Annotated in this window: 3 protein-coding genes and 1 pseudogene; 3 read left to right on the forward strand and 1 reads right to left on the reverse strand. The window is 57.9% G+C overall.

The genetic code is table 11. From position 1 onward, the window contains the following. Window positions 1–142: 142 nt before the first annotated feature. Complete coding sequence (locus tag IVA82_RS09415; protein ID WP_247383708.1) at window positions 143–1,105, reverse strand: ABC transporter substrate-binding protein; 963 nt, start codon at window positions 1,103–1,105, stop codon at window positions 143–145. Window positions 1,106–1,453: 348 nt separating this feature from the next. Between IVA82_RS09415 and IVA82_RS09420 the strand changes: the two genes are divergently transcribed. The 3 genes and pseudogenes from IVA82_RS09420 to IVA82_RS09430 all read left to right on the forward strand — a co-directional run. Next, window positions 1,454–1,726 carry a hypothetical protein gene (locus tag IVA82_RS09420; protein ID WP_247383709.1) on the forward strand — a complete coding sequence of 91 codons (273 nt, stop codon included), beginning with the start codon at window positions 1,454–1,456 and terminating at the stop codon, window positions 1,724–1,726. A 121-nt stretch (window positions 1,727–1,847) separates the two neighbouring features. After that, window positions 1,848–3,584 (forward strand): adenylate/guanylate cyclase domain-containing protein, encoded by a 1,737-nt coding sequence (locus IVA82_RS09425; RefSeq protein WP_247383710.1) that lies wholly within the window; start codon window positions 1,848–1,850, stop codon window positions 3,582–3,584. Window positions 3,585–3,697: 113 nt separating this feature from the next. Beyond that, window positions 3,698–3,832: pseudogene (locus IVA82_RS09430) on the forward strand (IS110 family transposase); the annotation flags it as partial.

The raw sequence follows: 3,832 nt of genomic DNA on the forward strand, positions 1-3,832 counted from the left end.
GTGCCCAACTTCCCGCGACTTCGTGCCTTGGCGCTTTTTGGACGCCGGTCAGTTGAGCGTGCGGAGCCTCCTTGTTGCCGGCGTCCAAAAACCAGCACATACCAGCACATAACAGGTCTCATGCACCGCAACAAGAAATGCACTATTCGATCACTTGATCGGCGCGCAGCAGGAAGGCTTCGGAGATCGTCACGCCGAGTGCCTTCGCGGTCTTCAGGTTAATGATTAGCTCAAATTTGGTCGGCCGCTCGACTGGGAGTTCACCCGGACGCTTGCCTTTGAGGATCCTTGCGGCCAATGCAGCAGCGCGCCGGTAGTTCTCGGCGTTACTGGGCCCATAAAACATTAACCCGCCATCCTCTACCTCCGAAGGAAAGGAGTGAATGGTGGGAAGGCGGTGATTGATCGCGACTTCTGCGACTCGCTTCCGGTTTCCAAACATCACGTTGTCAGCCATGAAGATCGCAGCTTGTGCTTTCGCGCGAATGGCATCGTCGAACGCCGGCTCGAGGTCCTCGATGACTCTAAGTTCACGCGAAAAGACCTCTATGCCGCGCGCCAAAGCCGCTGTCCGAGTACTTTCCACGGCGTCAGCATGCCCAGGAAACGACGGGTTCCAGAATACAGCGATTTTTTTCGATCCCGCAATTGCTTCAAGAAGCAGCTCAAGCCGCTTTCCACCAAGTCCGGACTCGCTATAGGTCACTCCGGTGAAGTTACCGCCTGGCTGAGCGAGACTTTCCACGATTCCAAGCCCGACTGGGTCAGGCACGAAGGCGAACACGACAGGGATCGTCAGCCTCGCCTCCTTGAGCGCGACTACTGCTGGCGAAGTGATCGCAATGATTACGTCCGGATTCTGCGCTCCGATCTGTGCGACAAGCGCACTCAGCCTCTTGGGGTCTCCTTCTCCGCCGACCAAATCAATTGTCGCGGTGCGGCCGTCATCCAGGCCAAGCTTACTCAGAGCCTCGAAGAGCTGGTGGATCGGCGTTCGGTTCGGGAAACCGCTGTGAAGTATGGAAATCCGCACGCGCTGCTGCGCACGTGCCCCAGTCACGATCAGCCCAATCAGCAGCCCTACAATAAATTTGCGACGCTTCATTGCCATCTCGGATGTTGTCGAATGAAACTAGCCTCTGAATATCGTGGGACTTCGGTCGTTCGTAACAAGCACTGCGTCAAGCGAGTAATCGCGCCTTCATTCAATCACTTCATCGGCCAACAGAAGCAGAGCCGGAGGGACCTCGAGCCTAAGGGTCTCACCGTCTTAAGGTTGATCGCGAGCCTAAATTTAATCGGCTGTTGTATCAGCAGGTCGGCGACGTTAGCACCTTTCAATATCCTACCTACATAAAAGCGCCGGCCAAGCGATGCGCGTCCTCAACATCCCAGATCATAACTCATTAAACCGCCAGCGGCTGCATAATCACGAAATTGAAAGATCGCTGGGATGGCCACCGCAGCCACCATTGCGGCGATCTTATCCCCGGTGCACGTCGAAAATTGGGTCGCTTCCGACCAGCAGCGCGTCCGCCTTGCCCTGCGCAAGCGTGGTGAACGCTCTTTGGATTTCCTCCAGGTTGCTTGCTTCCAGCAAGTGAATCTTGAGTCCCAGGCTCTGAGCCGCGCCGCGGACATATCCGATGCCTGGGCGCGTCCCTGTGGGTATTGGGTTGGTAAGCGCCGCGAACACGGCTGCCTTCGGAAGGAGTTCGCGCAGTAGCTCAAGTCGCTTCCGCCCAAAACCAGGCTGACTCGACATTCCCTTGCTGCCTTGCCAGGGTGTGGGGGCTCCTCCCGGAGCCTCTCACTGGTCACGATAGCAGGCAAGACCGAGGTGATCCATGAGCACCGATAAACCACCGCCTCCTCACAGGCGTGCACCGCGCGGTTCGCTGTTCATAAAATACTTCGTCACGCTGCTGATAGCCGTTGTAACCCCGCTGTTGCTGGGGGCAGCCAGTGAGGCCTTGTTCGGCTACCGCGGCCAACGCGCCGCCCTCAATGAACTGTTGCAGGCTGAATCTCGCTCGGCCACCGAACGTATCCAGACCTTCATCGATGGTATTCGTGATCAGCTCGGCTGGGTCGTCCAGCTGCCCTGGATGGCTGGCGACGAAGAGCGCCATCGCATTGATGCATTGCGCTTGTTGCGTCAGGTACCGGCCATATCTTCGATTATATTGGTGGACGAAATGGATAGAGAGCGCGCCTTCATCTCCCGACAGGATGTGAATCGGATAGGGCTCGGCGCGTCGATGGCGTCCGACTCGGCAATAAAGGGCGCGCACGCCAGTAAAGTCTGGTTCGGCCCGGTGCGATATGAGCGCGATTCGGAGCCCTATATGACGATCGCAGTGGCCGGCAATCGCGCTGCCGCCGGGATCGCCATTGCCGACATCAACCTTAAACTGATCCAGGAAGTGATTGCCGCAATCAAGATTGGCGAGACCGGCCATGCCTTCGTCATCGACGATTCGGGACGGCTGATTGCTCACCCAGATATCAGCCAAGTGCTGCGCGGCCATGCCGCCTCCGAGGGTTTTGGATCGTTAACTGCCGCGGTCGCTGCGGCCAAGGGAGCCGCAGTAGTCACACGCGACGCCGATGGCAAGCCGGCGATTGCCACCTCGGCCAGAACAGCAAGTGTCGATTGGACAGTGATCGCGCAGCAGCCGGTCGCAGAAGCTTTTGCACCAATTCGCGCCGCTCTATGGCGCTCGCTGGCGCTGCTGTTCATCGGCGCGCTCTTCGCGATATCACTCGCCTGGTGGTTGGCCCGTCGAATGTCTGGGCCCATCCGTCAGCTTGAGGACGGCGTGCAACGCATCGGCGCAGGTCAGTTTGAGCACCGGATCGAAATGTCGAGTGGTGACGAGCTAGAACAACTCGCCAACCGGTTCAATGAGATGGCGGGAGAACTCGCGGCCTCAAAGGAAAAATCCGAACGCATCGCTCGATTGAAGCGATTTCTGGCGCCCCAGGTGGCAGAGCTTGTCGAGGATACAGGAAACCAGGGATTGCTCGACGGACAGCGTCGCGAAGTGGTTGCCATCTTTTGCGACCTGCGCGGTTTCACCGCGTTTTCAGCTCACGCCGAGCCTGAGATTATCATGGGTTTGCTTAGTGAATATTATGCAGCGGTCGGATCGGTGATTACCCGGCATCAAGCGACGCTCACGGGCTTCGCCGGAGATGGATTAATGGTCTTGGTCAATGCGCCGATTGAGTGTGATGAACCCGCCTTGCGGGGTGTACGTCTGGCTATCGATATGCAGGCCGCCGTGCAAGCGCTGATTATTGACTGGCGGGTCGCGGGGCACAAGATAGGTTTTGGCGTAGGTGTCGCGATGGGCCCTGCGACGGTTGGTACCGTGGGCTATGAAGGTCGTATCGACTACACCGCGATGGGTAGTGTCGTAAATCTTGCGTCGCGGCTTTGCGGCTTGGCTGTTGATGCCCAGATTTTGCTTGATCCTGTTCTTGCTGATGCAGTGGGGAAGTCCATCGTGGTGGACAGCGTTGGCGAACGATCTATCAAGGGTTACGAGCGTCCGATGCGCGTTTTTTCAGTATTATGAACTTCAGCAAAGCCCTTGCCTGTCAAACGTCCGCTAATGGAATGGTCCGGCCGTGCTCCGGCCCTGCCAGCACGACAAGCTGGGCAGGGGGCGCCCAAGACAAGGAGCACGCCATGTCTCAGAAACTCAGCTCAGCGATCGCCGTGATGGGCATCGATATCGGCAAGAACTCGTTCCACATCGTGGGCCACGATCAGCGCGGCGCAATCGTGCTGCGGCAGAAGTGGTCACGCGGCCAGGTAGAAGCA

Source organism: Bradyrhizobium sp. 142 (assembly GCF_023074015.1).
GTDB lineage: Bacteria > Pseudomonadota > Alphaproteobacteria > Rhizobiales > Xanthobacteraceae > Bradyrhizobium.

Bases quoted from the DNA above. Each gene is read 5' to 3' on its own strand.
- IVA82_RS09415 (WP_247383708.1), bottom strand. From the start codon at position 1,105: ATGAAGCGTCGCAAATTTATTGTAGGGCTGCTGATTGGGCTGATCGTG.
- IVA82_RS09420 (WP_247383709.1), top strand. From the start codon at position 1,454: ATGGCCACCGCAGCCACCATTGCGGCGATCTTATCCCCGGTGCACGTC.
- IVA82_RS09425 (WP_247383710.1), top strand. From the start codon at position 1,848: ATGAGCACCGATAAACCACCGCCTCCTCACAGGCGTGCACCGCGCGGT.